At 73.2% G+C, this 25,012-nt stretch carries 28 protein-coding genes; 13 read left to right on the plus strand and 15 right to left on the minus strand.

The features are described 5' to 3' along the window. Nucleotide 1: 1 nt before the first annotated feature. From HNR40_RS22885 to HNR40_RS22900, 4 genes are read right to left on the minus strand one after another with little or no spacing between them, the layout of a single operon-like run. On the minus strand, nt 2-865 hold the full coding sequence (locus HNR40_RS22885) for a DUF2705 family protein (protein WP_184964563.1): 864 nt from the start codon (nt 863-865) through the stop codon (nt 2-4). Continuing rightward, the gene (locus HNR40_RS22890; protein ID WP_184964564.1) at nt 862-1,824 is read right to left on the minus strand and encodes an ABC transporter ATP-binding protein; all 963 of its coding nucleotides are present in this window, start codon (nt 1,822-1,824) and stop codon (nt 862-864) included. The genes HNR40_RS22885 and HNR40_RS22890 overlap by 4 nt, the downstream gene beginning before the upstream one ends. Continuing rightward, a complete protein-coding gene (locus tag HNR40_RS22895) occupies nt 1,821-2,909 on the minus strand; it encodes a cupin domain-containing protein (RefSeq protein ID WP_184964566.1) in 1,089 nt (362 codons plus the stop codon). The genes HNR40_RS22890 and HNR40_RS22895 overlap by 4 nt, the downstream gene beginning before the upstream one ends. Then, complete coding sequence (locus HNR40_RS22900) at nt 2,893-3,504, minus strand: sigma-70 family RNA polymerase sigma factor (protein WP_221340725.1); 612 nt, start codon at nt 3,502-3,504, stop codon at nt 2,893-2,895. The genes HNR40_RS22895 and HNR40_RS22900 overlap by 17 nt, the downstream gene beginning before the upstream one ends. Before the next feature lie 103 nt (nt 3,505-3,607). Here HNR40_RS22900 and HNR40_RS22905 point away from each other — a divergent pair, with 103 nt between their 5' ends. Then, complete coding sequence (locus HNR40_RS22905) at nt 3,608-4,747, plus strand: NAD(P)/FAD-dependent oxidoreductase (RefSeq protein WP_312896481.1); 1,140 nt, start codon at nt 3,608-3,610, stop codon at nt 4,745-4,747. Here the strand turns inward: HNR40_RS22905 and HNR40_RS22910 are convergent. Beyond that, nucleotides 4,737-5,549 carry a UbiA family prenyltransferase gene (locus tag HNR40_RS22910; protein ID WP_312896482.1) on the minus strand — a complete coding sequence of 271 codons (813 nt, stop codon included), beginning with the start codon at nt 5,547-5,549 and terminating at the stop codon, nt 4,737-4,739. The genes HNR40_RS22905 and HNR40_RS22910 overlap by 11 nt on opposite strands. A gap of 57 nt (nt 5,550-5,606) precedes the next feature. Here HNR40_RS22910 and HNR40_RS22915 point away from each other — a divergent pair, with 57 nt between their 5' ends. The 7 genes from HNR40_RS22915 (at nt 5,607) to HNR40_RS22945 (ending at nt 12,278) form a co-directional block, all read left to right on the plus strand. Continuing rightward, nucleotides 5,607-6,656 (plus strand): type III polyketide synthase, encoded by a 1,050-nt coding sequence (locus HNR40_RS22915; RefSeq protein ID WP_184964570.1) that lies wholly within the window; start codon nt 5,607-5,609, stop codon nt 6,654-6,656. Between the two features lie 6 nt (nt 6,657-6,662). Next, the gene (locus HNR40_RS22920; protein WP_184964571.1) at nt 6,663-7,187 is read left to right on the plus strand and encodes an isoprenylcysteine carboxyl methyltransferase family protein; all 525 of its coding nucleotides are present in this window, start codon (nt 6,663-6,665) and stop codon (nt 7,185-7,187) included. Between the two features lie 97 nt (nt 7,188-7,284). Beyond that, on the plus strand, nt 7,285-8,301 hold the full coding sequence (locus HNR40_RS22925; protein WP_184964573.1) for an NAD(P)/FAD-dependent oxidoreductase: 1,017 nt from the start codon (nt 7,285-7,287) through the stop codon (nt 8,299-8,301). A 108-nt stretch (nt 8,302-8,409) separates the two neighbouring features. Continuing rightward, on the plus strand, nt 8,410-9,321 hold the full coding sequence (locus HNR40_RS22930; protein WP_184964575.1) for an ABC transporter ATP-binding protein: 912 nt from the start codon (nt 8,410-8,412) through the stop codon (nt 9,319-9,321). Beyond that, complete coding sequence (locus tag HNR40_RS22935) at nt 9,318-10,079, plus strand: ABC transporter permease (protein ID WP_184964577.1); 762 nt, start codon at nt 9,318-9,320, stop codon at nt 10,077-10,079. Before HNR40_RS22930 ends, HNR40_RS22935 begins: the two co-directional genes overlap by 4 nt. Before the next feature lie 46 nt (nt 10,080-10,125). Further along, complete coding sequence (locus tag HNR40_RS22940; protein ID WP_184965335.1) at nt 10,126-10,836, plus strand: response regulator transcription factor; 711 nt, start codon at nt 10,126-10,128, stop codon at nt 10,834-10,836. Then, nucleotides 10,833-12,278 carry a sensor histidine kinase gene (locus HNR40_RS22945; RefSeq protein WP_184964579.1) on the plus strand — a complete coding sequence of 482 codons (1,446 nt, stop codon included), beginning with the start codon at nt 10,833-10,835 and terminating at the stop codon, nt 12,276-12,278. The genes HNR40_RS22940 and HNR40_RS22945 overlap by 4 nt, the downstream gene beginning before the upstream one ends. A 5-nt stretch (nt 12,279-12,283) precedes the next feature. Here HNR40_RS22945 and HNR40_RS22950 read toward each other — a convergent pair whose 3' ends face one another. The 4 genes from HNR40_RS22950 to HNR40_RS22965 all read right to left on the minus strand — a co-directional run bounded on the left by HNR40_RS22950 (nt 12,284) and on the right by HNR40_RS22965 (nt 14,083). After that, nucleotides 12,284-12,856, minus strand: coding sequence for a hypothetical protein (locus tag HNR40_RS22950; RefSeq protein ID WP_184964581.1), 573 nt, complete (start codon nt 12,854-12,856; stop codon nt 12,284-12,286). Nucleotides 12,857-12,946: 90 nt separating this feature from the next. After that, a complete protein-coding gene (locus HNR40_RS22955) occupies nt 12,947-13,324 on the minus strand; it encodes a VOC family protein (protein ID WP_184964583.1) in 378 nt (125 codons plus the stop codon). Further along, a complete protein-coding gene (locus tag HNR40_RS22960) occupies nt 13,321-13,662 on the minus strand; it encodes an ArsR/SmtB family transcription factor (protein WP_184964585.1) in 342 nt (113 codons plus the stop codon). The genes HNR40_RS22955 and HNR40_RS22960 overlap by 4 nt, the downstream gene beginning before the upstream one ends. Beyond that, nucleotides 13,649-14,083, minus strand: coding sequence for an SRPBCC domain-containing protein (locus HNR40_RS22965; RefSeq protein WP_184964587.1), 435 nt, complete (start codon nt 14,081-14,083; stop codon nt 13,649-13,651). Before HNR40_RS22965 ends, HNR40_RS22960 begins: the two co-directional genes overlap by 14 nt. Nucleotides 14,084-14,180: 97 nt before the next feature. On the opposite strand from HNR40_RS22965, the gene HNR40_RS22970 reads away from it, so the two are divergent. From HNR40_RS22970 to HNR40_RS22990, 5 genes are read left to right on the plus strand one after another with little or no spacing between them, the layout of a single operon-like run. Continuing rightward, nucleotides 14,181-15,443 carry an MFS transporter gene (locus HNR40_RS22970; protein ID WP_184964589.1) on the plus strand — a complete coding sequence of 421 codons (1,263 nt, stop codon included), beginning with the start codon at nt 14,181-14,183 and terminating at the stop codon, nt 15,441-15,443. Continuing rightward, nucleotides 15,440-16,768, plus strand: coding sequence for a carotenoid oxygenase family protein (locus HNR40_RS22975; protein ID WP_184964591.1), 1,329 nt, complete (start codon nt 15,440-15,442; stop codon nt 16,766-16,768). Before HNR40_RS22970 ends, HNR40_RS22975 begins: the two co-directional genes overlap by 4 nt. After that, complete coding sequence (locus HNR40_RS22980; protein WP_184964593.1) at nt 16,765-17,208, plus strand: SRPBCC family protein; 444 nt, start codon at nt 16,765-16,767, stop codon at nt 17,206-17,208. The genes HNR40_RS22975 and HNR40_RS22980 overlap by 4 nt, the downstream gene beginning before the upstream one ends. Before the next feature lie 11 nt (nt 17,209-17,219). Beyond that, on the plus strand, nt 17,220-19,832 hold the full coding sequence (locus HNR40_RS22985) for an ATP-binding protein (protein WP_184964595.1): 2,613 nt from the start codon (nt 17,220-17,222) through the stop codon (nt 19,830-19,832). 50 nt (nt 19,833-19,882) lie between these two features. Next, nucleotides 19,883-21,175, plus strand: coding sequence for an aspartate aminotransferase family protein (locus HNR40_RS22990; RefSeq protein WP_184964596.1), 1,293 nt, complete (start codon nt 19,883-19,885; stop codon nt 21,173-21,175). On the opposite strand, the gene HNR40_RS22995 is transcribed toward HNR40_RS22990, so the two are convergent. From HNR40_RS22995 to HNR40_RS54845, 6 genes are all read right to left on the minus strand, one after another. Continuing rightward, entirely contained in the window at nt 21,156-22,439 is a 1,284-nt protein-coding gene (locus HNR40_RS22995) for a tetratricopeptide repeat protein (protein WP_184964598.1), read from the minus strand. The two genes, HNR40_RS22990 and HNR40_RS22995, sit on opposite strands and share 20 nt — an antisense overlap. A gap of 56 nt (nt 22,440-22,495) precedes the next feature. Next, nucleotides 22,496-23,452, minus strand: coding sequence for a squalene cyclase (locus HNR40_RS23000; protein ID WP_184964600.1), 957 nt, complete (start codon nt 23,450-23,452; stop codon nt 22,496-22,498). Nucleotides 23,453-23,481: 29 nt separating this feature from the next. Continuing rightward, on the minus strand, nt 23,482-23,874 hold the full coding sequence (locus tag HNR40_RS23005; protein WP_184964602.1) for a beta/gamma crystallin-related protein: 393 nt from the start codon (nt 23,872-23,874) through the stop codon (nt 23,482-23,484). Between the two features lie 72 nt (nt 23,875-23,946). Beyond that, complete coding sequence (locus HNR40_RS23010) at nt 23,947-24,171, minus strand: helix-turn-helix transcriptional regulator (protein ID WP_184964604.1); 225 nt, start codon at nt 24,169-24,171, stop codon at nt 23,947-23,949. Between the two features lie 2 nt (nt 24,172-24,173). Further along, nucleotides 24,174-24,593 (minus strand): hypothetical protein, encoded by a 420-nt coding sequence (locus HNR40_RS23015; protein ID WP_184964606.1) that lies wholly within the window; start codon nt 24,591-24,593, stop codon nt 24,174-24,176. Between the two features lie 80 nt (nt 24,594-24,673). Beyond that, nucleotides 24,674-24,985, minus strand: a complete 312-nt coding sequence (locus HNR40_RS54845) for a helix-turn-helix transcriptional regulator (protein WP_312896483.1) — start codon at nt 24,983-24,985, stop codon at nt 24,674-24,676. Nucleotides 24,986-25,012 lie beyond the last annotated feature (27 nt).

The following is a 25,012-nucleotide window of genomic DNA, read 5'->3' on the forward strand; positions in this document are numbered from 1 at the left end:
TTCAGAGGTCGCGGCGGCGGAAGGACAGGGCGGCCAGGCCCAGGACGAGGACCACCCAGACGGCGGTCCACGTCAGGTACGCCGGAGTCAGCGGGGCGTTGCTCAGAAACGGGAAGCCGCCCTCCAGCGCCGGTCCGCCGAAGCGGGCCAGCACGATCGGGTCCTGGAAGGCGTTCATGGCCCCGCGCCACAACCCGTCCGTCGGCAGCAGGATCTGGGAGACCGTGCCGATCCTGGCCACCCCCTCGTTGCCGAGGGCCAGCCCGACGCCGCCGACCACGCCCGCGATCCAGGTGGCGCCGAACAGACCCACGGCCATGATGCCCGAGGCCATCGGCGACACGGCCGTGGACAGCAGCAGACCGAGCGTGAGCAGCACCGTCGTCTGGGCCGCGAGCAGCGCCAGGCCGGTCACCGGGTGCGGCGGCCAGTAGCCCACGATGAACCGGACGATGAGGAACTGGGCCAGCCCCGCCACGACCACGAAACCACTGCCGAACACGACCAGGCCCAGCCACTTGCCCAGCAGCACCGCCCAGCGGTGCACCGGGCGGGCCAGCACCGCCAGCGCGATGCCCGACTCGATCTCGCCGGCCAGAGTGGGGCCAGCGAGGAAGGCGGTGCCGAGCGCGGCGATCAGGCTCAGGCCGAACATGACCAGGTTGAGCATCTGGGAGGCCACCAGCTTGGCCTCCCCGGTGGTCATCACGCCGCCGTCGAACTCGATCGTGATCATCATGGAGAATCCCCACGCGCTGAGCCCCAGCAGCACGACGGTCAGCAGGGCCAGCGCACGCAGCACCTTGCGCCGGGCCGACTCCTTGATGGTGAGAGCCGCGATGGTGAGCACGATCCCGGCGTTCATCGGCTTTCCTCCGCCTGGTCGGCGCGGACGATGTCGAGGAGGCGTTCTTCGAGGGTGACCCGGCCGGGTTCGACCGCGTGCACCCGCACCCCGAGGACGACCAGGTCGGCGACGAGGTCCGGCACGGTGGCCGGGTCCTGTTGAGCGGGCAGTTCGACGGTGTACGCCTCGCCGGTGCGGCGTACGCGGCCGGCGGCGGCCAGCCGTACCTCTGCTTCGGGGGTCACCCCGTCGAGACGCAGCCGCAGCTCGCGGCCGCCGAGCAGCTCGGTGAGGGTGCCTGAGGCGGCGACCCGGCCCTTGTCGAGGATGACGGCGCGGTCGCACACGCGCTCGACCTCGCCGATGAGGTGGGAGTTGAGCAGGACGGCGACCTGGCGGGCCTTCAGCGACAGCAGCAGGTCGCGGACGTCGGCGCGGCCGATGGGGTCGAGGGCGCTGGTCGGCTCGTCGAGCACGATCAGCTCGGGGCGGGCCACCAGCGCGACCGCCAGGCCGAGACGCTGCTGCATGCCCTTGGAGAAGCCGCCCACCCGATCCCCGGCGCGGTCGGCGAGACCGACGGTCGCCAGGCACTCGCGCCGATCCCGGTCGGGGACGATGACGCCGGCCAGGCGCACGTGCAGGTCCAGCACCTCGGCGGCGGTGAGCCACGGCTGGTAGCGGAACAGTTCCGGCAGGTAGCCGACGCGGGCGCGGGCCTGCGGGTCCCGGGCCGGCCGGCCGAGCAGAAGCACCTCCCCCGCGTCCGGCCGGACCAGGCCGAGCAGCATCTTGATCACGGTGGTCTTGCCCGCTCCGTTCGGGCCGAGCAGCCCCACCACCTCGCCGCGGCCGACCGCGAGGGAGACGCCGTCGACGGCGACCCGGCGCCGGTAACGCTTGCGCAGGCCCGAGCCCCATGCGGCCGAAGCGGGCGGCAGCTCGGTGAGCAGCCGGGTCGCGGTGTCGTCGATCATCGTTCCACCTTCAGTTCGCGGGCCACCGACAACACCTCGTCGGCGCTCAGGGAGCCGGCCACCACGGTGAGGACGCCGCGGTCCATCCAGATCACGGCCGCCATCGTGCCGTCGCGCGGGACGAGCAGGGTCGCCGGTACGCCACCGACGTCGGTGGCCGAGCTCGTCACCTTCTCGATGGTCGTGAACAGGGGCAGCGTCGTGCCGTCACCGGAGAAGGCGCGCAGTTGCGAGGCCACATTCTCCGGCAGCACGCCCAGCGACAGCAGATAGTCGCGGGCCGTCCGGAACGGCACGCCGGAGGACTCCGCCGTGGGCGGCACCGCCCGCGCCACGATCAGGGCGGGCATCGGCCGGCCCGCCGACCAGGCCGCGGCCACGGCGGGCCCGGCGGCCAGGCGGAACCGGCTGCCGTCCAGGCCGGGGAGCGTGGGCGGGAGCGTCTTGCCCGCCGAGGCCACGGTGCCGGCCGTCTTCTCGGCCGAGAACGTCAGCGTCGCGCTCACCCGGCCGACGACGTGGAAGGTGGGCCGACCGGTGACGCCGCGCGGCAGCGTGTTCACCTGCGGGACGGACAGGCCGGTGGCCTTCTTCGCGGCGGCGGCGTCGGCGACCTGGCGCAGGTCGATCCTTTCGGTGACCTCCATGTCGCCGAGGTCGGACAGGTCGGGCATCTGCACCAGGTCGGCGCGCGGGGCGACGACCGGGGTGATCTGCTCGGCGCGGAAGATCGGCAGCCACTCGGCGGCGGCCGCGGCGGTGACCCCGCTCACCAGGACGGCCGCCCCGACGACGGCGGCCACCGGGCTGCGCAACGCCTTCCACCGGCGACGACCAGGACCAGCCGGAACCGTGACCTGGGACCCCTCGGCGACGAGCGCACCAGACAGCCGCCGCCAGCCCGCGTCGACATCCACGTCCGGCGTGCCGTCCAGCGCCGCGCCCACGAGCGCCGCGTCCTGCTGGACGACGGCCAGACCGGACCGGCAATAGGGGCAGCCCGCGACGTGCTCGCGGTCGGCGTCGGCGATCGCGGCGGGCTCGTCGAGGAGCCGGCGCAGCGTGCCGTCAGTCGGATGACGCATGACGGTTCAACTCCTTCCGCAGAGCGGACTCGGCGCGGCGCACCGTGGTGCCCACGCTGCCCGGGGACAGGTCGAGAACGGCGGCGACCTCGGCGTAGCTGAGGCCGCTGTGGCGCAGGACGAGCGCGACGGCCTGCCTGTGGGGCAGCCTCGCCAGCGCCTCCCGCACCCGGCGGCGCTCCTCGCGGGTGACGACCGCGTCGGCGACGTCCGGGCTCACGACCTCACCGCCTCCGGCGGCCGCCTCGTGCGAAACCGTCGCCGCGCGGGTGGCGGCCTCCTCGCGCGAGGCGCGGCGGCGGCCGGTGCGCAGGTGGTTCAGCGCGGTGTGCGCGGCGGCCACCGACAACCAGCCCAGCGCCTCCCCCGCCGGCACCGTGGAGCGCCCGAACGTCAGGAACACCTCCTGGGCCACGTCCTCCGCCTCGTCCCGGGAGCCGAGCACCCTGGCGGCGACCGCGACGACGCGCGGATAGGCCGTGCGGAAGACCTGCTCGAGATCGGCCCGGACGCCCGGGGGGCTCGACACCACCGCGCTGTCCTTCCACTCGGCCCGCCTGGCCACCACGGCCGATGCGCTCCTACGATGCCTCACTACGTTCACATCTGTAGAGCACCGCCGACGCCTCGCGTGTGACACCGGGCGTTGCCGCGACGGTTCGAGTGGGTAGAGGCGCTACGTGGCCAACGTGTGGGATGTGCTCGTCGTCGGTGGCGGACCCGCGGGCGCGGCGGCCGCGTTGCGCGCCAAACAGCTACGGCCCGAGGCGAGTGTCCTGCTCGTGGACCGCGACGACTTCCCGCGCGACAAGGCGTGCGGCGACGGCATCGCCGCGCACGGCCGCGACGAACTGGACCTGCTCGGCCTGCCCGGCCTGCTCGACGACTACCGTCCGACCCGCCGCCTGTCCGTGGTCTCCCCCGGCGGCGTGCGCGTCTCGGCGACGGTCGCCCGGCCCAACCACGTCGTGCCGCGCATGGTGTTCGACGCCCGCCTGGTCGAGGCGGCCCGCGAGCGCGGCGTCGAGGTGCGCCGCCACCGGGTGCGCGCGCTCACCGCCCGCGACGGCCTGCTGACGGTGGACGACACGCTGACCGCCCGCGCCGTCGTCGCGGCCGACGGCGCCTACTCGGTGGTACGCCGCCTGCTGGGCGCCAGGCAGACGCCGGATCGGCACATCGCGATCGCCGTACGCGGCTACGCCGACCTGCCGGACGACGACGACGCCCAGCTCATCGCCATGCAGAGGGCCGGGTGGCCCGCCTACGCCTGGGCGTTCCCGATCGGCGACGGCACCGCGAACGTCGGCTTCGGCATGCTGCTCCGCCACCTGCGCGCCACCGGCCTGCCCGGCCGCCAGGTCCTGCACGGCAGGCTCGCCGAACTGCTGCCGCACCTGCCCGCCCGCGACCTGCGCGCCCACCACCTGCCGCTGTCGCCCGGCCGCCCCCGTGCGGGCGTCGGCCGGGTGCTGTTCGCGGGCGACGCGGCCAGCCTCATCAACCCGCTCACCGGCGAGGGCATCTACTACGCGCTGCTGTCCGGCCGCCTGGCCGGCGAGGCCGCCGTCACCGCGAGCGCCGACCCGCTGCCCGTCTACCGGCGCGGGCTGCGCGCCGCACTCGGGCGGCACCTGCGCACGACCGACGTGCTGGCGCGCGCGGCCCAGTCGCCCGGCTTCATCGACGCGGCCATCGCCACCGCCGCACGCCGCCCGGAGGTCTTCGACCTCCTCGTGGAGGTCGGCCTGGGCGCCGGTACGGTCCCCGTCCCCCTGGCCGCCGCCGTGGTGAGCCGCTGGGCCAGGACCGAACTGAGCACAGCCTTCAGCCGGTGAGTCTGGAGCCGTTGATCACCAGGAGCACGACGTCGATTCCCGCCACCACGATCGCCGCGAGGAAGGGCGCCTTGCCGCCGCGCCACAGCCCGGCCACGGTCACCGCCGCCGCCACCGCGAGGGCCGGCCAGGAGGCGGCGCCGTACACGCCGAAGGAGATCAGCGCGGTCGCGGCCAGCAAGGGCAGCGGGACCAGCGCGGCGACGCGGGCGGGGCCGAGCCGCTGCGGCCAGCCGCGAACTCCGGTAGCCAGATCGTCCTTGATGTCCGGCAGGACGTTGGCCAGGTGCGCGCCCAGCCCGAGCAGGGCCGCGCCGAGGACGGCCCACCACGCGGGCCACGGCCGGCCGGGCAGGCCGAGCGTGACGAAGGCGGGCAGCACGCCGAAACCGATCATGTACGGCAGCCACGACAGCATGGTCGCCTTCAGCCCGAGGTCGTAGGCCCACGCGGCGCCGACGCCGAGCAGGTGCGCGAGGCCCGCCTGCGGCCCGGAGGCCAGCGACAGCGGCACGCAGAGCGCCAGCGCGGCGAACGCGGCGGCCCGCACGGTGCCCGCGGTCACCATGCCCGCCACGATCGGCTTGCCGAGGCGCGCGGAGGCGGTGTCGCGGGCGGCGTCGGCGGCGTCGTTGCACCACCCGATGGACAGTTGCCCGGTCAGGATCGCCGCCGCGACCAGCACGGTTCCCCTCAGGTCGCGGCCGCTGGCCGCGGTCACGGCGGTGACGAAGACGGTGACGGCGAGCGTGGGCCCGGGGTGACATGCGCGCGCCAGCCCGGCCACCGTTCGCACACGCACCTCGATCCATGACGCTTTACGGGCATACTAACCATGGGCGCGGGGCAATCTCCGGCTATGACCTGGATCGCAGCCGTGCACGGCGCGGTGCCCGCGCATCGGTACGCGCAGACCGAAATCACCGAACTGGCGGCACGGTCCTTCCTGCCGGAGGGCGCCGACCGGCGACTGCTTGACCGGCTGCACGACAGCGCCCGGGTTGATCATCGTAACCTGGTCCTGCCGCTGGAGGAGTACGGCAAGCTCGACGGCTTCGGCGCGGCCAACGACGTGTTCGTCGCGGCCGCCGTCGACCTGGGCGCCGAGGCGGTGTCCGGCGCGCTGGAGCAGGCCGGGCTGGCCCCGGCCGACGTCGACCTGATCATGTTCACCACGGTCACGGGCATCGCGGCCCCCTCGATCGAGGCCAGGGTGGGCCTGCGGCTGGGCATGCGCCCGGACGTCAAGCGGGTCCCGATCTTCGGCCTGGGCTGCGTGGCGGGCGCGGCCGGCATCGCCCGCCTGCACGACTACCTGCGCGGCTGGCCGGACCACGTCGCGGTGCTGCTGTCGGTCGAGCTGTGCTCGCTCACCCTGCAGCGCGGCGACGCCTCGGTCGCGAGCCTGGTGGCCAGCGCGTTGTTCGGCGACGGCGCCGCGGCCGTCGTGCTCCGCGGCTCCGGCACTCCGGCGGGGCCCGAGGTGGTGGCCACCCGCGGCCATCTCTACCCGGACACCGAGCACGTCATGGGCTGGGAGGTACGCGACAGCGGCTTCGGCGTCGTCCTCGACGCGGGCGTGCCCGGGGTGGTACGCGACCATCTGGCCGACGACGTCGACGGGCTGCTGGCCGAACACGGCCTGACCAGGGACGACGTGACCACCTGGGTGTGCCATCCGGGCGGGCCCAAGGTGCTCGAAGCCGTCGCCGATACGCTCGGCCTGCCGCATGAGGCGCTGGAACTGACCTGGCTCTCACTGGCCGGCAACGGCAACCTGTCGTCAGCGTCGGTTCTGCATGTCCTTCGAGACACTTTGCGCAGCCGTACCCCACCGCCGGGAAGCTATGGTCTGATGATGGCCATGGGCCCTGGATTCTGCTCCGAACTCGTCCTGCTGCGCTGGTAGCCGCCGATGTTCTGGTACCCACTCCTCATCCTGCTCGTCGGCCTGGAACGCCTGGCCGAACTCGTCGTCGCCCGCCGCAACGCCCGCTGGAGCATGGAACGCGGCGGGATACTCACCGGGCAAGGCCACTATCCGTGGATGGTGCTGCTGCACACCGGCCTGCTGGCCGGGTGCCTGGCCGAGGTGTTCCTGGCCGGGCGGCCGTTCGTCCCGGCGCTCGGCTGGACCATGCTCGCGCTCGTCATCGCCGCGCAGGGGTTGCGCTGGTGGTGCATCACCGCGCTCGGACCGCGCTGGAACACCCAGGTGATCGTGGTGCCCGGGCTGCCGCTGGTGCGGAGCGGGCCGTACCGGTTCGGCTGGCTGCGCCACCCCAACTATGTCGCGGTCGCCGTCGAGGGCTTCGCGCTCCCGCTCGTGCACACCGCCTGGGTGACCGCGCTCGTCTTCACCGTGCTCAACGCCGTGCTCATGGTGGTCCGCATCCGCTGCGAGAACCGGGCGCTGGCCCTGCTGGACGAGGTCGCGTGATCGACTCCATCGTGGCCGGTGGAGGCGAGGCCGTGGCCTTTGGTGATGAGGCCGTGGCCTTTGGTGATGAGGTCGTGGCCTTTGGTGGTGAGGTCGTGTGATCGACGTGGTCGTGGCGGGCGGCGGGCCCGCCGGACTGGCCACGGCGATCCACGCCACGCTGGCCGGGCTGCGCGCCGTCGTCGTGGAGCCGCGCGGCACGCCCGTCGACAAGGCGTGCGGCGAGGGCCTGATGCCCGGCGGCGTGACCGCGCTGCGGGCGATGGGCGTGGAACTGTCCGGCCATCCGCTCCTCGGCATCGACTACCTCGACGCCGCCACTCACGCGCGCGCCGACTTCGGCGACGCGCCCGGTCTGGGGGTACGCCGGACCGTGCTGCACGCGGCGCTGTCGGCGCGGGCCGCCGAACTGGGCGTGGAGATCGTGACCGGCAAGGTCGTGCGGCCCCGCCACGACCAGGACGGCGTCGAGGCCGCTGGGCTCCGGGCCCGCTGGCTGGTCGCCGCCGACGGCCTGCACTCGCCGCTGCGCTCCTGGCTGCGGCTCGGCCTGCCCGACCGGGCGCCCGCCCGGTACGGCCTGCGCCGCCACTACCAGGTGGCCCCCTGGTCGGACCATGTCGAGGTGCACTGGTCGGCGGCCGGCGAGGCGTACGTGACGCCGGTGGGCGACGACCTGGTGGGCGTGGCGATCCTGAGCAGGGAGCGGGGCGGCTTCGACGAGCGCCTGCCGTCCTTCCCCGGCCTGCTCGCCCGGCTGGACGGCCCGGCGGTCACCCCGGTGCGCGGGGCGGGGCCGTTGCGCCAGCGCGTACGCAGCAGGGTGTCAGGGCGGGTCCTGCTGGTGGGCGACGCGGCGGGCTACACCGACGCCCTCACCGGCGAGGGGCTGTGCCTGGCGGTCCTGACGGCGCGGGCCCTGGTCCGCTGCCTGGTCGAGGAGCGGCCGCAGGACTACGAGCGGGCCTGGCGGCTGCTGACGCGCAAACACCGGGTGCTCACCGCCGCGCTCCTGGTAGCGGCGCGACGCCGGGCGTCGGCCAAGCTGATCGTCCCGGCGGCGGCCCGGCTGCCGTCGGTCTTCACCGGGGTGGTCCGCGCCCTTTCCGGCTGAGAGTTTCCTGTGCGCGCGACGCGGTCGCGGGCCGGGCCTTCGCCGGTTCTCAGAGTTCTCCCAGAACCTCTCAGAACCCGCCCAACCAGGCCCGCCAGGATCTCCCGCATGACCACGATCGAGGTAAGAGGACTGACCAAGAAGTACGGGCCCGAGACCGTGGTGGACGACCTGTCGTTCACCGTCGAGCCCGGCCAGGTGACCGGGTTCCTCGGGCCGAACGGGGCAGGCAAGTCCACCACGATGAGAATGATCATGGGGTTGGCCACCCCGGCGCGGGGCTCGGTGACCATCGGCGGCCGCCGCTACGCCGACCTGCCGGCGCCGCTGACCGAGGTGGGCGCGCTGCTGGACGCCGGGGCGGTGCACGGCGCCCGCAGGGCGTACGACCATCTGCTGGCCCTTGCCGTGAGCAACGGCCTGCCCAGGCGGCGGGTCGGCGAGGTGCTGGCCAGGACCGGCCTGGAGGGCGTGGCGGGCAGGCGGGCGGGCGGGTTCTCGCTCGGCATGCGGCAGCGGCTGGGCATCGCGGCGGCGCTGCTCGGCGACCCGCGGGTGCTGATCTTCGACGAGCCGGTGAACGGGCTCGACCCGGAGGGCATCCGGTGGATCAGGGACTTCATGCGCGCGCTGGCCCGTGAGGGACGGGCGGTGCTGGTCTCCAGCCACCTCATGAGCGAGATGGCGCAGACCGCCGACCACCTGGTCGTCGTGGGCCGGGGACGGCTCATCGCCGACACCGGCATGAGCGAGCTGATGCGGGCGAACGGCGCGGGCACGGTGCTCGTGCGCACGTCCGACCCGGGATCGCTGGCGCGGCGGCTCACCGCCGCCGGGGCCACCGTGCGCGACGGCCTGGAGAACTCGCTGGTCGTCTCCGGCATGACGGGCGAGGAGATCGGCAAGCTCGCCGCCTACCACGGCGTCGCGCTCAGCGAGCTCACCCCGCAGCTGGCCTCGCTGGAGGACGCCTTCATGGAGCTGACCAAGGACAGCGTCGAGTACCAGGGGGCGGCGTGAGTTTCGCCCGGACTCTCCACGCGGAGTGGATCAAGTTCCGCAGCCTGCGCTCCAGCTGGTACACGCTGGCCACCCTGCTCGTGGTCGGCCTCGGCATCACGGCGCTGTCGATGGGCGCCGCCGGGGCCGACCGGGCCGAGTCGCCGCAGGACTGGGATCCGACCGGCCGCAGCCTGACGACGTACATCGTGGCCCAGCTGATCATCGGGGTGCTGGGCATCCTGGTCGTCACCTCCGAGTACGCGACCGGGCTGATGGCGACGACGCTCAGCGCCACGCCGCGCCGGCACCGGCTGCTGGCGGCCAAGGTCGTGGTGGCCACGGCGGTCGCGCTGGTGGCGGGTCAGGTGCTGATGTTCGCCTCGTTCTTCCTCGGGCAGGCCGTGCTCATCACGCAGGAGGTGCCGAACGCGCAGCTCGGCGACCCCGGCGTGCTGTCGGCCGTGACGGGCGGCGGGATCTACCTGTCGGCGATCGCGCTGCTCGCGGTCGGGCTCGGCACGATCATGCGGGCCACGGCGGGGGCCCTGGCCACGCTGGTGGGGATCATCTTCCTGGTGCCCGCGCTTCAGGGCCTGTTCCCCTCGTGGATGCAGGGGCTGTTCGCCATCTGGCCGACCAAGGGGGCGGCCGCGATCTTCGCCACGGTCCCTGACCCGGCCTACCCCGAGCCCTGGCTGAACCTGGGCGGGATGTGCCTCGGGGTCGCCGTCGTGCTGGCCGCCGCGTTCGCGGTCTTCCTGCGCCGCGACGTGTGAACGGGGCCTCCGTATCCTGGCCATCGTGCGACAACCTGGACAGGCCATGACACCCGCGGAGGGCGGCGAGCGGCTGCTGGTGGTGGACGACGAGGCCACCGTCCGCGAACTGCTGGCCGCCACGCTGCGGTTCGCCGGGTTCCGGGTGAGCTCGGCGGCGACCGGCGCCGAGGCGGTCGCCGCCGCCACCGCGGAGCCGCCCGACCTGGTGCTGCTCGACGTCATGCTGCCGGACATGGATGGCTTCGAGGTGGTGGGGCGGCTGCGTGAGCTGCGTCCCGAGGGCGGCGGCGGGCCGGTGCCGGTCCTGTTCCTGACCGCCCGCGACCGCCAGGCGGACAAGGTCACCGGGCTCTCCCTCGGCGCCGACGACTACGTGACCAAGCCGTTCGACCTGCAGGAGCTGATCGCCCGGATCCGCGCGATCCTGCGCCGCACCACGGGCCACCAGCCCGGCGTGCTGCACGTGGGCCCGCTCGCGCTCGACCCCGACGGACACCTGGTGACGCGGGCGGGCCGGCCCGTCCGCGTCTCCCCCACCGAGTTCCGGCTGCTGCACTACCTGATGGAGAACGCCGGGCGGGTCGTGTCCAAGGCGCAGATCCTCGACCGGGTCTGGCGCTACGACTTCGGCGGCGACGCCAGCATCGTCGACACCTACATCTCCTACCTGCGGCGCAAGGTGGACACCGAGGAGCCCAAGCTCATCCACACCGTGCACGGCACGGGCTACGTGATCCGCGGGCCCCGGCCATGAGCCGGTTCTCGCTGCGGGCCAGGCTGCTGCTGCTCACCACGGGCCTGCTGCTGGCCGGGCTGACCCTCATCAGCGCCGTCGTCACCGAGCACCTGGAGCGCTACCAGCTCAACCGGCTGGACCACCAGCTCGGCACGCTCACCTCGATCATCTCCCGGGTCTCCGGCGACGGGCCGCCCGACGTCGAGCAGGCCGGGGCCCGCCCGGAGCTCCTCGGCCCGGCGCTCGACCTGTTCGGCACGCCGTACCTGGTGTATCTGGACGCGAACGGCGCGGTGTCGGGGCGTGTGCACTCACCCGGGCTGAACGAGGCCGCCCTGCCCACGCGCGAGCAGTTGCGGGCCATCCCGGCCGATGGGAGGGCCATGGACCTGCCGGCCGCCGACGGCTCGGGGCGCTGGCGGGCCGTCGCCCGGCCGACCGTCGGCTGGGGCGGGACGGTGATCGCCGCCGCGCCGCTCACCGAGGCCGACGCCACCATCACGCAGCTGCGGGCCAGCAGCCTGGTCGGCGGCGTGGTGCTGCTCGTGCTGCTGACCGGGGTGGGCTGGTTCGCGCTCGGGCGGGGGCTGCGGCCGCTGCGCCGGATCGAGCACACGGCCGCCGCGATCGCCGGCGGCGACCTCACCCATCGCGTGCCGGGCCTCGCGCCGCCCGGCACGGAGATCGGGCATCTCGGAGCCTCGCTCAACACCATGCTCGGCCAGCTCGAACGGGCCTTCGCCGACCGGACCGCCGCCGAGAACCGGATGCGGACGTTCGTCTCGGATGTCAGCCACGAGCTGCGCACGCCGTTGTTCGTCATCAAGGGCTCGACGGAGCTCTACCGGATGGGCGCGCTACCCGGACCGGCCGACGTGGACGCGGCGATGGGCCGCATCGACCGCGAGGCCACCCGGCTGACCGCACTCACCGAAGACCTCATGCTGCTCGCCCAGCTCGACGACGCGCCCGAGTCCCAGCTCGAACCGGCCCCGATGGACCTGCGCACGCTCGCCAACGACGCCCGCCACGACCTTCGCGCCCTCGACCCGTCGCGCCCGGTCGAGCTCACCGGCCCCGGCGGCGGCGGGCCACCGGGACCGGCCCCGGTCTGCGCCGACGAGGACCGGCTGCGGCAGGTCGTGGCCAACCTCGTCGGCAACGCCGCCGCGCACACCCCGCCGGGCACGCCCGTGCGGATCGGCGTCGGTACGGCGGGCGGCCGGGCCGTACTCGAGGTGGCGGACACGGGACCGGGGATGACGGCCGAGCAGGCGGGCCGCGTCTTCGACCGCTTCTACCGTACCGACCGCTCCCGCAACCGCTCGGCCGGGACCAGCGCGGGCCTGGGCCTGGCCATCGCCCGCTCCCTGGCCCGCGCGCACGGTGGCGACGTCGAACTGGAGACCGCGCTCGGCGAGGGCGCCCGCTTCCGGCTGACCCTGCCGCTACTGGACTGAGGTGCTCACAGGTCCTGCGACAGCAGGCTCACCAGCTCCACCAGCTCTTCGCGGCTGAGGTTGCGGCGCAGCGCCTTGGCCGCGTTCTCCGGGCGCGAGACCGGCACGCTGATCGTGCGGGGGCGGAAGCCCGCCTGCACCATGGCCGCGTTCGTACTCAGCTCGCCCGCCACGACCTTGCTGTGCAGCGCGGGCGCGTCCTCCCGCAGCCGCCGCAGCGCGGGCGTCTCCGGGGCCGGGACATGAGCCTCCTCCAGCTCTTCGGGCTCTTCCGGCTCCTCGGGCCGCGTGGGGGTGTCGGCCAGCAACGCCTGGTCCAGCTGGGCGGCCACGTCGAGGTCGTCGGCCACCAGCGCCCGCACCAGCCCCGGCGTCACGCCGAGCCCGCGCGGCGGGTCCGAGGTGATGAACTCCACGAGGTCGCCATGCTCGACGAGCTCGCCGCCCGGCCCGGTGAACTCCCGCCACGCCTCGGCGTCCAGCAGGGTGCGTACTCCGGAGGCGGCGCGCGCCAGCGTGGGACGCGCCTCCCCGATGACCGCCGACACCTCGGCCACGATCCGCCCGTGCTCCGTCACGACTACCCCGCCCCCCGATACGACCGGGCACCAGGGTACCGAGCCACCAGGGCAGATTCCGCACACTCCCGGATGTCAGCGGGTGGCCGATCAGCCGGACTCGGCGAGCAGGTGCACGACCCCGGCCGGGTTCTTGATCCAGTGGGTCCTCGTGGCGAGGTTCTCCAGCGGTTCCACCTCGTCGCAGGGGTGGACGCCGACCTCGGCCAGTTCGGCCGTCGCGGCGTCCAGGTCGTCGGTGTGGAGCTGCAGCCACAGGTCGGGATGGCTGTAGTTGTCGACGCGGTCCAGCCACAGCGTGTTGGGGCCGAACTTCACCGAATGGGTCGTGGCCACGGTCGGGGCGTAGCCGACGTCCTCCTCCTTGACCTCGAAGCCCAGGGTGTCGCGGTAGAAGGCCACGGTGGCCTCGTACTGCGCCTTGGGGATCTTCATGGCGATGTTCAGTCCAGCGGTGTAGGCGGTCATGATTCCTCCTTGTTGAGTACGTCTTCCAGTGCGGTCAGCCGGTCGTCCCACCGGTGGGCGAGCGTGGCCAGCCAGATCTGGGCGGCGCGGATCGGGGCGGGTTCCAGCCGGTAGGGGTGGCGGCGGCCCGTCGGCCGGGCGGCGCTGATCAGGCCCGCCCCGGCCAGCAGGCCGAGGTGCTTGGCCACGGCCTGGCGGCTGATCGGCAACCGCCGGGCCAGATCGGTGACGGTGGCGGGTCCGGCGCGGGCGAGCTCCTCCAGCAGTGCCCGCCGGGTCGGGTCGGTGAGCGCCTGGAACACCGCGACGGCCTGGCTCTCCGCGTCAGGCGGCGGCATCGAGGTAGTCCCGCAGCTCGCCGAGCTCGGCGTCCCAGCCCTGGCTGTTGGCCTGGTGGGCGGTGCGGGCCACGTCCGCGGCGGCCTGGGCGAACCCGCTCTCCACCAGCCGCAGCCGGGTGCCCTCTGCCACGGCCTCCAGCGTGAACTCCACCAGCGTCCGCGGCGCGTCCTCCCCGGGCAGCCCCTCGATCCCCCACCGGAACGCGAACCGGTGCGGCGCTTCGACGACGTCGACCGTGGCGAGCGACTCCTGGCCGAGGTCGTCCCAGCGGAAGTACGCGCGCCCGCCGGGCCGCAGGTCGATCTCGGCCACCGAGCCGAACCACCGGGACAGCCCTTCGGCGGTGGTCAGCGCGGCCCAGACCCGCTCGACGGGGTGCCGCAGCACCACCTCACGCTCGATCGTGTTCGTCACCATGTATGGCAACCTACAGGTTGCGATAGCGGCGCACAAGGCGGCATATAGGTGAAAACCACCGACGCGAATGCCGGGGCCGCGCTGCGACCTTGAAGTCATGCACGGCACCGCACTTCCCCGAACCGCCACTTGGGCGCCCCTGGCCGCACTGGCCACCGCCCAGTTCCTCGTGGTCCTCAGCACCTCGATCGTGAACGTCGCCCTCCCGCAGATCCGCACCGGCCTCGCCATGTCGCCGGCCGGCCTGACCTGGGTGATCAACGCGTACGTGCTGGTCTTCGGCGCGATCCTGCTGCCGGGCGGCCGGCTCGGCGACGTGTACGGACTGCGCCGCGTCTTCCTGATCGGCGCCACCCTGTTCGCCCTGTCCAGCCTGGCCGCCGCGCTGGCCACCGGACCCGCGATCCTGATCGCCGCACGGGTCGTCCAGGGCCTCGGCGCCGCGCTCCTCGCGCCCACCGCGCTCGCCCTGGTGCTGCGCCTGTTCCCGGACGCGAAGGGGCGCGGGACCGCGCTCGGGGTGTGGGGCGCGGTCTCCGGCGCGGGCGGCGCGGCGGGCGTGCTGCTGAGCGGCCTGCTCACCAGCCTGTACGGCTGGCGCGCCGTCTTCGCCGTCCTGGTCCCGTTCGCCCTGGCGGTCATCGCGGCCACCTGGCGGCTGGTGCCCGCCGACACCCCGCGAGGCGGCGCCCTCGACCTGCCGGGCGCGACCACGCTCGTCGCCGGCCTGATCGCGCTCACCTACGGCCTCACCAGCCTGTGGCCCGCGGCGCTCGCCGGGCTGGCGCTGCTGGCGGTGTTCGTGGTCATCCAGCGCCGCTCGCCGCACCCGCTGCTGCCCGCCCGGATGGCGGTGGTCGCCCGGCCCAACCTGCTGATGGCGCTGCTCGGCGCGGTCTGGCTGGGATTGTTCTACTTCCTGCCGCTCTACCAGCAGCGGGACCTGGGCTACACGCCGCTGGAGGCCGGGCTCTCCCAGCTTCCCCTGGCCCTGATGATCACCATCGCGTCCTGGGCCGCCGGGCGGATCCGCGGTCGCGCCGTCCTGCCCGTCGGCCTGCTGTTGCTCGCCGCGGGCCTGGCCTGGCTCGGGCTCACCGGCGCGCTGATCGCGCCGTCGCTGCTCATCGGCGCCGGGCTCGGCGTGGCCTTCGTCCGCCTGACCGCGTGGGCCTCCGCCGGGGTCCCCGCCGAGGACAGCGGCCTGGCCGGCGGGCTGGTCAACGCCACCCGCCAGGTCGGCGGCGCCGTGGGCCTGTCCGCGCTGGCCCTTCTTCCGACGTACGGCGGGGCCTTCCTCGCCTGCGCCGCGCTGACCCTGCTCATCACGATCGTCTCGATTGGAAAGGCACCCTCATGAAGGAACTCGCCAAGCCGTACCTGACCGGGCACTACACGCCGGTCACCGACGAGATCACCGCCCACGAGCTGACCGTGCGCGGCACGCTGCCGCCCGAGCTCAACGGCCGCTACTTCCGCAACGGCCACAACCCGAAGCCCGGGGTGACGCCCGCCCACTGGTTCAAGGGCTCGGGCATGATCCACGGCATCCGGCTGGCCGGTGGCCGGGCCGAGTGGTACCGCAACCGGTGGGTGCGCACGCCGTACCTGGAAAAAGTGCCCTTCCACGGCACGGAGCTGGAGGTCTCAGCGGCGGCCACCAGCATCATCTTCCACGGCGGGCGCTACCTGGCCCTGCAGGAGGCGAACCTGCCCTGGGAGGTGACCGCCGAGCTCGACACCGTCGGCGTGTTCGACTTCGGCGGGAAGCTCACCAGCGCGATGACCGCCCACCCGAAGGAGGATCCGGTCACCGGTGAGCTGCACTTCTTCAGCTACAGCCCCTTCCCGCCGTACCTGACCTACCACGTGGCCGACGCCTCGGGGCAGATCGTGCGCACCCAGGTGATCGAGGGGGCGGGGCCGTCGCTGATGCACGACTTCGCGATCACCGCGCAGCATGCGGTGTTCATGTGCTCGCCCGTCGTCTTCGACCACGCCGAGCAGTCCGGCATCCCCTATCGCTGGCACGACGACGTGCCGTTCCGGGTCGGCGTCATGCCGCGCGAGTCGGACCGGGTGACCTGGTTCGAGGTCGAGCAGAGCACGCTGCTGCACGTCAGCAACTCCTACGTGGACGCCCACGGGCGCGTGGTGCTCGAAGGGCCGCGTTTCGACCGCGCCGCGTGGGAGTCGTCGTGGAAGTGGTGGGTGGGCGCGCCCGCGTACGGCCCCAGCCCGCTGTCCGGCGCGACCCTGCACCGCTGGATCCTCGACCCGGCCACCGGCAAGGCCACCGAGGCGCCCCTGGACAGCCTGAACGTCGAGTTCCCCGCGATCAACGACGCCCACACCGGCATCGCCAACCGCTACAGCTACGCCATCGCCTTCCCCGGCGCGGGACTGTCCGGCTATCACACCGTCAAGTTCGACACGGCGAGCGGCCGGCAGCGGTTGTTCTCCCACGGCGAGCACCGCATGCCCGGCGAGGCCGTCTTCGTGCCCGCCGCCGGCAGCAACAACGAGGACGACGGCTACCTGCTCACCGTCGTCAGCGACCTCAAGGCCGACGCGTCCGAGCTGCTCGTGCTGGACGCCGCCGAGCTGACCACGGTCGCCACCGTGGAGCTTCCCCGCCGGGTGCCGTCCGGCATCCACGGACACTGGATCGAGGACACCAAGTGATCACCGCCATCGACACCGAGGCCGCCGTCGTCGTCCGCCTCGACACCGTGATCGACGCGCCGCTGGAGCGGGTCTGGCGCCTCCACACCGACGTGAACGGCTGGCCCGCCTGGCAGCGCGACATCACCACCGCCTCCGCCCACAGCCCGCTGATCCCCGGCGCGGTCTTCCACTGGAGCACGTTCGGCCTCGACATCACCTCGACCGTGCACCAGGCGGAGCCGCTGGCCCGCATCCTGTGGGGTGGTCCCGCCCACGGCATCGACGGCCTGCACCTGTGGACCTTCCGCGAGGAGGCGGGAGCCGTACACGTGCACACCGAGGAGTCGTGGGACGGCGCGGCGATCCGCGCGGACGTGGAGGGCATGCGCGCCGCGCTCGAAGGGTCGCTGACCACTTGGCTGCGCCACCTGAAGGAGGCGACGGAAAAGGCCCCCTAAAGTGTCTGCCCATGGACACGTTGCTCGGCCGCCACGCCGAAACGGCGCAGCTCACCGCTCTGCTCGATGCCGCACGGCAGGGGCGGGGCGGTGCCCTCGTCGTCAAGGGGGAGCCGGGCATCGGCAAGAGCGTGCTGCTGCGGCAGGCCGAGCAGGCCGCGGCCGGTTTCCTGGTCATCCGGGCCACGGGCGCGCAGTTCGAGATGGAGCTGCCGTTCGCCGTGCTCCATCAGCTGTGCGCGCCGCTCCTGGACCGCCTCGGTGACCTGGCCCCGCCGCAGCGCACGGCCCTGGAGGTGGCGTTCGGGCTGGCCTCCGGCACACCAGAGCCTCTGATGGTCGGCCTGGCCGCCCTGGGGTTGCTGCTGGACGCGGTGCGCGAGCGGCCGGTGCTGTGCGTCGTGGACGACGCCCAGTGGCTGGACCACGCCTCCGCCCACACGCTGGCCTTCCTGGCCCGCCGGATCGGGACGGAACGCATCGCCATGGTCTTCGGCGCCCGCGAGCCGGGACCGGCCGCGCTGGCGGACCTGCCCGAGCTGGGGCTGCGCGGCCTGAGCGAGGCCGAGGCACGCGCGCTGCTGGCGCAGGCCGTCCACGCGCCGCTGGACGAGCGGGTCCGCGACCGCATCCTGTCCGAGTCCAGGGGCAACCCGCTCGCTCTGCTCGAACTGCCGAGGACCGCGGGACTGGCCGGGCTGGCGGGCGGCTTCGACGTCCCGACCGTGATCGAACAGAGCTACCTGACCCGCCTGCGGGCCCTGCCGGAACCGGCCAGAACCCTGCTCACCGTCGCGGCGGCCGAGCCGGTGGGCGACGCGGCCCTGCTGTGGCGGGCCGCTGAACAGCTGGGCATCACCGCCGACGCCGCGGCGCGGACCGGCGGGCTGGCCGAGTTCGGGACCCGGATCCGCTTCAGCCACCCGCTGGCCCGCTCCGCCGTCTACGGCGCCGCCACCGCCGGGGAACGCCGCCGGGCGCACGCGGCCCTGGCCGAGGCCACCGACCCGGCGGCCGAACCCGACCGGCGCGCCTGGCACCGCGCCCAGGCCGCCATCGGCCCGGACGAGGAGATCGCCGCCGAGCTCGACGCCTCGGCCGCCCGCGCCCAGGCCCGTGGCGGCATCGCCGCCGCGGCGGCCTTCCTGGAACGCTCGGTCGCGCTGACCACCGATCCCGAAGCGCGCGTCGAACGTGTGCTGGCCGCCGCCCGCGCCAAGCTCGCGGTCGGCGCGTTCGAGGTCGCCGCCGACCTGCTCAGCAGCGTGGAGAGCGACGACCCGCGCTTCGACGTGCTCCGCGGCCGCCTGTCCTTCGCCCGCTACCGGGGCGGCGGCGACCCGGCCGCCTACCTCCTGCGGGCCGCCCGTGCCCTGGCCGGCGCGGACCCGGCCCGCTCGCGGGCCTGCTACCTGGACGCGATGGAGATGGGCGTGCTGACCGGCGAGCTGGCCGCCATCGTGGACGCCGCCGGGTCCGCCCCGCCCGGCACCGGGACCAGCACCGACACCGTGCTCGACGGCCTGGTCACGCTCGTCACCCAAGGCCATGCCGCGGCCGCCGGGCCGCTGCGTCCGATCGTGCGGCGGCTCGACGACGAGGTCTGGGCCGGCCGCCCCTCCCTCGGCTACCTGGCCGCCGCCGAGCTGTGGGACATCGAGGTGATGCGCGGCACGGCCGAGCGGGTCGTGGCCACGGGACGCGAGTCGGGCGCCTTCCACCTGGTGCCGATCGGCCTGGCCATGCTGGCCACCGTCCGCGCGCACACGGGCGCGTTCGGCCCGGCGGCCGAGATGATCTCGGAGGAGGAGGCCATCGCCTCGGCGACCGGGGCCGCACCCCTGGTCTATCCGCGCCTGCACCTGGCCGCCCTTCGTGGTCGGCGTGAGGAGGCGATGGCGCTTTTCGCGGACGTGCCGCCGCGCATGAGCCTGAGCGCGCGGTGGGCCGCTGCCGTCCTGCACAACGGCCTGGCCGACTACCCCGCCGCGCTGGAGGCGGCCGAGGCCGCCACCGCCAGCGGCGACCTGGGCATGTCGGGTCTGGCCCTGCCGGAGCTGATCGAGGCCGCGGTGCGCTCCGGCCGCCCCGAGCGGGCCGCCGCCGCCCTGCGCGAGCTGACCGCGCGCGCCGAGGCCGCGGGCACGGGCTGGGCTCTGGGCGTCGAGGCGTACTGCCGCGCCCTGGTCACCGGCGAGGAGGACGGCTACCTGGAGGCGATCGAGCACCTGCGGACCGGCCCCATGGCCGTCAACCGAGGGCGGGCCCACCTGCTCTACGGGGAGTGGCTGCGCCGGGAGGGACGGCGCCGGGACGCGCGGGCGGAGCTCCGGCAGGCGCACGAGCAGCTTTCCGAGCTGGGCGCCGAGGCCTTCGCCAAACGAGCCGCCGGTGAGCTGCGCGGCACCGGTGAGCAGGCGCGCAGCCGTACCACCGAGGCGGAGCAGCTCACCCTGCAGGAGGTGCACATCGCGCGGCTGGTGGCCGAGGGCGCGACCTCCAAGGACGTCGCCGCCACGCTCTTCCTCAGCCCGCGCACCATCGACGCCCACCTGCGCAACATCTTCCGCAAGCTCGGGCTCACCTCGCGCAGGCAGCTGCGGGACCTGCCCGAGATCCGCTAGCCGCGCCGGGCGATGGACGCGTGCGGCGGTGCGTGCCTAACGTCGGTGGCATGGTTCCCGAATCCGCCCGCCACCTCATCCGCTACAGCGGCCAGGCCGCGTTCACCCCCGAGCTCATCGCCCGCGCGCACGGCACCTCGGTGTTCACCGAGAGCGGCCGCGAGCTGCTCGACTTCACCTCCGGCCAGATGAGCGCGATCCTCGGGCACTCCCACCCGGCGATCGTCGAGACCGTGCGCGAGCAGATCGGCCTGCTCGACCACCTGCACAGCGGCATGCTCAGCCGTCCCGTCGTCGACCTCGCCCGCCGCCTCGCCGAGTCCCTGCCCGATCCGCTGGAGAAGGCGCTGCTGCTGACCACCGGGGCCGAGGCCAACGAGGCCGCGGTGCGGATGGCGAAGCTCGTCACCGGCCGGCATGAGATCGTGTCGTTCGCCCGGTCCTGGCATGGCATGACGATGGCCGCCGCGAACGCCACCTACAGCGCCGGGCGCAAGGGCTACGGGCCCGCCGCGCCGGGCAACTTCGCGCTGCCCGTTCCCGACCGCTTCCGTCCCGGCATCGTCGACGCGGGCGGCGAGCTCGACTGGCGCCGCCAGCTCGACCTGGGCTTCGACCTGATCGACGCCCAGTCGGTCGGCAGCCTGGCCGCGTGCCTGGTCGAGCCGATCCTCAGCTCGGGCGGCGTCGTCGAGCTGCCGCCCGGCTACCTCGCCGCGCTGGCCGAGAAATGCCGGGAACGCGGCATGCTGCTGATCCTGGACGAGGCGCAGACGGGGCTGTGCCGTACCGGGGACTGGTATGCCTTCCAGCACGACGGCGTGGTGCCCGACATCCTCACGCTGTCCAAGACGCTCGGCGCCGGGCTGCCGCTGGCGGCCGTGCTGACCGGCGCGGAGATCGAGCAGCGGGCGCACGAGCGTGGGTACCTGTTCTTCACCACCCATGTCAGCGACCCGCTGCCCGCCGCGGTCGGCAACACCGTCCTGGACGTGCTGGAGCGCGACCACCTCGACAAGCGGGCGGGCGAGCTCGGCGCGATGCTGCGCGGGCAGCTCGACGAGATCGCCGCCCGGCACGACGTCGTCGGGGACGTACGCGGGCGCGGGCTGCTGCTGGGTGTGGAGCTGGCCGGTGACGAGGTGCTGGGCGCCGGCGGCGCCGACCGGCTGGGCGCGGCCGTCACCCGGCGCTGCTTCGAGCTAGGGCTGCACATGAACATCGTGCAGTTGCCCGGCATGGGCGGCATCTTCAGGATCGCCCCGCCGCTGACCGCGAGCGACGAGGAGATCACCCGGGGCGCCGCCATCCTCGACCAGGCCCTTACCGACGTCCACGGCTGATGGACATGCGCATGCGGCTGTAGTCGAAGGTGACGGCGTACGGCTTGAAGAACTCGTGGGTGAAGTTCGCGATCATGTCGAAGCCGAACTGCGCCGACTGGCCGGGGCCCGGCAGTCCGGGGAAGACCTTCTCGGCGGCGTTGCCGCGCACGTCGTGCCTGACCGCGTTGCCCAGGGCGGCCCGCTCCGCGGTGACCGGGTAGGTCTTGATGCCGAACCGCTCTCGCGGGTTGGCGTAGTCCACCGTGAGTCCGTACTGCTCCGCGATCGCCACCGTGGTGTCCAGGGCGCTGCCGATGCCGCCGGTGTCGATCGTGACCATCTTGGGCGGGTGGTCGCCGAGGCTGCCCACCGAGCACGGGAAGTGGTCGCCCGCCAGCCACAGCGGCAGGCGGGTGATCTCGTCGCGCGGGGCGCCGGGCGTGCGCCGCAGGAGCAGGGCCTTGCCCGCGTAGTCCATGGTGGTCAGGAAGTGGTAGAAGATCGTGGTGCCGAACGCGCCCGCCGCCTGCGAGCCGTCGGGCAGGGGCGGCCGCTGCGCGTCGTTCCACTGCACCGGGATGTTGCGGATCTCGATGTCCCCGATCCTGAACGACTCCAGGACGCCGAAGTAGAGCACGACGGGATGGGCGTCCACGACCCCGCCCTCGAACGTGGCCAGCGCGCGCAGCCCCGCCCGCTCCGCCACCTCCTTCGACAGGTCCAGCGTCGCGTAGGTGTCGAGGTAGAACTTCTCCGGCCGGCCGCCGTTGATGCTCGCCTCGACCGAGGGGACGGGATCCAGCGTGTGGAAGGGCACGCGGGTGCTGCGCGCGCCGGACACCTTCCAGGGCGTGCCCTCGATGTGGGAGTAGACCTTCGCGAACGCCGCGTCGCGCGGGCGGCCGGTACGGCGCAGCAGCGGGACCGCGCGGGCCAATTGGTCCTGGCGGACGTAGCACTCGGCCAGGCGCTGGGTGGAGGCGATGTCGCCGGGAGCCAGCGCGGTGGCCTTCGACAGGTGCGCCTCCGCGGTGCCGAACCGGTTGGACAGCAGCGCGATGTAGCCGATCTGGGCGTGGGCGTGCGCGTCACGCGGGTCCTGGCGCAGCAGGCGGCGGTAGCCGCGTTCGGCGTCGGCGAACCTGCCCTGTTTGAACAGCTGGCCGGGGTCCTCGGTGCCGGCCTCGGCCGCGAAGGGCAGCGCCGTACTCGCTCCGGCGGCGGCGACCAGGGCCGCCGTCCCTTTGAGAAACGTGCGCCGGTCGGCATGGTGGAGGGTCATGTGTCCTGCCTCGTGTCGTGTGCGGACCGATCAAGGCCACACAACAGAGGCGACGGTTAAACACGGATAAGCGCGTCCCACCAGGACAGCACCCGCGTCCCGGACAGCGTCAGCCACTTCGACGGCTCCCCCACCGGCGCGTCCACCTCGAACCACACCCGCCCCGGATACCGCCACGCCTGCTCCCAGGTGCCGTCCGGACGCCGGGCGGCCCGGATGAGCTCGATCGCCTCCGCCATCCGAGGGTCGGGCTCGGCGCCGTCGAACAGCGCGGCCTCGCGGAAGTACTCGGCCGCGTTGAGCACGGTGTACTGCCACCGGACGGGGTACGCGAACCGCCCCACCCACGGCCCTACCGGCTCACCGGTGGACAGCCGCCGGAAAAGACCGCGCCGCAGCAGGTACTCCTCGCCGGAGCGCCGGGCGGCGCGGGTCGCTTCGGTGCCGCCGGTCGCCAGGTCGTAGGCGAGCAGCCCCTTGAGCGAGTTGAGCGTCGAGTGGAACGACGAGCGGGTCGAGCCGTTGACCCACTCGCAGTTCCAGCCGCCGTCCGGCAGCATGTGCCCAAGGAACCACTCGGCGATGCCGCTGACGTCGGCGCCGAGCCACACGCCGTTCCCGGCCGTCCAGGCGTTGATGCAGCAGTCCACCTCGCCGTCCCAGTACGGCAGGTCGTCGTACTCCCACCGGCAGTTCTCGGCGAGCAGTTCGGCGGTACGGCGTTCGCGCAGGACCGCCGGATCCATCCCCCATTCCCGCAGCGTGGTGAGCGTCCAGGTCGTCGCCGTCCAGGGCTGCCCGTCTTCCTCCGGAGAGTGCTTCTTGGGGAAGAAGGCGCCTCCTGCCCACTGGCCGTCCGGGTCCTGGAGGGCGAGGAGCCGGGCGCCGAAGCCCTCGGCCGCGATCCTCGCCCGCGTCGCCTCCCACACCCTCGGCGGCTCGCCGGCCAGATCGCGCTCGACCTGCCAGCGCAGCGCCGGATCGGAGTCGCGCAGCCATGCGATCACGTCCATGGAGCCGACCCTATCCAGGCGCGTCCTGGTCAGAGAGTCGTGCTCAGGAACATGGGGAAGTTGAAGCAGTTCGGTCCGATGAGCCGCTGGACCGAGGAGATCGTGTCGCCGAACTGCCACCAGCGGTGGTGCAGGTCGTTGATGCTCTGGCCGGGCAGGACGCAGTAGGCGCGGCCGCCGTTGTTGTCGTGCTGGTAGACGACCCAGGCCGAGTCGCCGGTGACCCGCAGGGAGCTGGCCCGGTCGTCGCTGCCGGTCGGCGAGAGGTTGCCGTTGGTCTCGCTGAAGGTCCAGTTCAGCCCGCCCAGGGACTGGTTCTGGCCGAGGATGAGGGTCCCGACCGATGCCTGCGCGGGCGCGGCGCCCGTCAGTGCCGCCACGGTCACCACCGCCGCCAGGATCGCCAGCAGGTGTTTGCGCATGAGGTGCCTCCTCTGAGAGTGACGTGTCACCAGAGGGGCGTGACATCCCGTTCCATCGTGGAACACCCGCCGTCAGTCCCCGTCCTCCGGATACTGGAAGACGTCGTCGAGCCTGACGCCCAGCGCGCGGGCGATCTTGAAGGCCATCTCCAGCGAGGGCGAGTAGCGGCCCTGCTCGATGGCGATGACGGTCTGCCTGGTCACGCCGACGCGCTCGGCCAGGTCCGCCTGGGTCATCTCACCGCTGGCGAAGCGCAGCGCGCGGATCGAGTTCGTCACCTTGGTGGGCTTGACCATGCTCAGAAACCCCTGCGGTAGGCGACGATCCGGACGATCGCCGAGGCGAGCGCCGACAGCACGAACGCCAGGTAGAGGGCGTTGGCGATCCAGAAGTGCGCGGCTCCGGCCAGGGTCAGCGCGAACACGCCGGCGACGCTGACGGCCAGCACGTAATACTCGGCCCGCTGGCCGTACCGGCGGATGCCGGCGTCGCGCTCGTCCTTCAGGCCCGCCTCCTTCGGCGCGGCGATCGCGGTGGCGATCGACGCCACGATGTTCGCGAGTACGGCGACGCCGATGGCGGTGAGCAGGGCCGGGATGTAGGTGATCCGGGTGACGTCCGCCCCGGGCAGTTGCCGGAGGACGCTGGCGAAGTAGACGACGGGGATCGCGAGCGCGACCGCCGCGTACACCCACACACGTTTTTCCTCGGTGGACACGACACTCCTCCATGTCAAGAAAAACCGACATCGCCAAGGTAAAGCATCTTGGACACGGTGTCAAAGATTCTTAACATGGGTCAGGTGGGCGGCCTGGATTCGGTGAAGATCTCGATCAGGTGGCGGACCGCGAAGCCGGACTCGGTGGGGTAGCGGAGGTGGCGGTCGGGGTTGAGCACGTAGGTGTTGCGGCGGCCGACTCGCTCGCGGGTAAGGTAGCCGGCCTCGTGCAGGTCGTTGACGATGCCCTGGACGGTGCGCTCGGTGATGCCGATGGTGGCGGCGATGTCGCGCAGCCGAACCTCGGGATCGCGGGCGATCTCCGGCAGGACCCGGGCGTGGTGGGTGAGGAAGGTCCAGCCGGGCGGGCTTTCGCCTTGAGGTTCGGGCACGGCGTTCACTCTCTCGTCCCCCGCGCG

The sequence above is a fragment of the Nonomuraea endophytica genome, from assembly GCF_014203235.1.
In the GTDB taxonomy this organism is placed as follows: domain Bacteria; phylum Actinomycetota; class Actinomycetes; order Streptosporangiales; family Streptosporangiaceae; genus Nonomuraea; species Nonomuraea endophytica.